This window comes from Skermanella aerolata KACC 11604 (assembly GCF_000936425.1).
GTDB lineage: Bacteria > Pseudomonadota > Alphaproteobacteria > Azospirillales > Azospirillaceae > Skermanella > Skermanella aerolata.
Genome location: NZ_AVFK01000155.1, coordinates 1 through 1,579 on the forward strand (window position 1 = coordinate 1; position 1,579 = coordinate 1,579).

Consider the following 1,579-nt stretch of genomic DNA (forward strand, 5'->3'; position numbering starts at 1 on the left):
CGGAACAGCAGGACGCAGACGACGAAGATGACGCCGGTGACCACCGTCACCGGCAACTGGGTGCCGGCCAGATAGTTCTGCAAGGTCACCACCAGGAAGGCGCCGACCACGGGGCCGAAGATGGTGCCCAGACCGCCCAGCAGGGTCATCAACACGACCTCGCCCGACATCTGCCACGTGATGTCGGTCAGCGACGCCAGCTGAAACACGATCGCCTTGGTCCCGCCGGCAAGACCCGCCAGCGCCGCCGACATCACGAACGCCGTCAGCTTGTACTGATCGACCTTGTAGCCGAGCGAGACCGCGCGCGGCTCGTTCTCCCGGATCGCCTTCAGCACCTGGCCGAACGGCGAGTGGATCGTCCGGTAGATCAGCGCGAACCCGGCCAGGAACACCGCCAGCACGAAGTAGTACATCACCAGGTTGTTGCCGAGGTCGAAGATCCCGAACAGGAACCCGCGCGGCACCGCCTGGATGCCGTCCTCGCCGCCGGTGAACTTCAGCTGCAAGGCCAGGAAGAACACCATCTGCGACAGCGCCAGCGTCACCATCGCGAAGTAGATGCCCTGCCGCCGGATCGCGATGATGCCGAACAGCAGCCCGAACCCGGCGGCCGTCGCGACGCCGAGCAGGATGCCGAACTCCGGCGTCAGCCCCCAGACCTTGACCGCGTGCGCCGTGACGTAGGCGGCCGAGCCGAAGAACGCGGCATGTCCGAACGACAGCAGCCCGACATAGCCGATCAGCAGGTTGAAGGCGCAGGCGAACAGCGCGAAGCACAGCGCCTTGGCCAGGAACACGGGGTAGAGCTGGAACGGCGCCACCAGCGCCAGCCCGAGCAGCACCGCCAGCGCCGCCCATTTCAGCGTCTGCGAGCCCTGCCGCTGGGCGGGTGCCGCACCGGCATAGTGGGATTGTGTCGCCATGGCTATTTCTCCCGTCCGAACAGGCCGGCGGGCTTGATCAGCAGCACCACCGCCATGACGACGAAGATCACGATGTTGGAGGCTTCCGGGTAGAAGACCTTGGTGAAGCCTTCCAGGATGCCCAGCATGAAGCCGGTCAGCACGGCGCCCAGGATCGAGCCCATGCCGCCGATCACGACGACGGCGAAGACCACGATGATCAGGTTCGACCCCATCAGCGGGTTGACCTGATAAATGGGTGCGGCCAGCACGCCGGCCAGTCCGGCCAGCGCCACGCCGACGCCGTAGGTGGCGGTGATCATGACCGGCACGTTGATGCCGAAGGCCTGGACCAGCACCGGGTTCTCGGTGGCGGCGCGCAGATATGAGCCCAGCTTGGTCCGCTCGATCACGAACCAGGTGCCGAAGCAGACCACGATCGAGCAGACGACGACCCAGGCGCGGTATGTCGGCAGGAACATGAAGCCGAGATTGTAGCCGCCGGCCAGTTCCTTGGGAATTGGATAAGGCTGGCCGGAAACGCCGTACCAGTGGCGGAACATGCCCTCGATGATCAGGGCCAGCCCGAAGGTCAGCAGCAGGCCGTAGAGGTGGTCGAGCTTGTAGAGCCGGCTCAGCATCAGCTTTTCCAGCACGACGCCGATCAGGCCGAC

Annotated in this window: 2 protein-coding genes; both read right to left on the minus strand. The window is 65.4% G+C overall.

Features of this window, described 5'->3' with window-relative positions; all coding sequences use genetic code 11:
- Positions 1–926: branched-chain amino acid ABC transporter permease (locus tag N826_RS38915; protein ID WP_044437974.1), on the minus strand; the 926-nt coding region annotated here is incomplete at its 3' end.
- Between the two features lie 2 nt (positions 927–928).
- On the minus strand, positions 929–1,579 hold a 651-nt coding region (locus N826_RS38920), incomplete at its 5' end, for a branched-chain amino acid ABC transporter permease (protein ID WP_044437975.1).